Source organism: Pseudotabrizicola sediminis (assembly GCF_004745575.1).
GTDB lineage: Bacteria > Pseudomonadota > Alphaproteobacteria > Rhodobacterales > Rhodobacteraceae > Pseudotabrizicola > Pseudotabrizicola sediminis.
This window is the reverse complement of sequence record NZ_RPEM01000072.1, coordinates 1-390: the sequence shown is the minus strand read 5'-3', so window position 1 is coordinate 390 and position 390 is coordinate 1. Positions and strand designations below refer to the sequence as shown.

Below are 390 nucleotides of genomic sequence, written 5' to 3'. Positions count from 1 at the left end.
TTGAGCCAGCGCCCCATCTCGCGGTCATCGCCTCGACCAAGGTCCTTCAAGGCGGCACCGTATGAGCGAAGTTTATCGGTGACGATCGTCTCGGGTCGACCGTGCCGCTTCATCGATTTTCTGAGAAATTTCAGTGCTGCTTTGCGATCCCGCGTCTTGGTGACGACGCTTTCAAGCACCTCGCCCTCGTGGTCAACCGCCCGCCAGAGATAATGCGTGGCACCGTTGATCTTCACGTAGACCTCGTCCAAGTGCCAACGCCAGTGTCGGCAAGCGCGCATTCTGTCGACCCGTCTTCGTCGTATTTCGGCGGCGAACATAGGGCCGAACCGGTTCCACCAGTACCGCACCGTCTCATGGCTGATCTCGATCCCCCGCTCGTGCAGCAGA

1 protein-coding gene is annotated in these 390 nt (G+C 59.5%); it reads right to left on the bottom strand.

The features are described 5' to 3' along the window. Positions 1-390, bottom strand: a 390-nt coding sequence (locus EEB11_RS19350; RefSeq protein WP_135434221.1) for an IS6 family transposase, incomplete at both ends; no start/stop codon positions are given.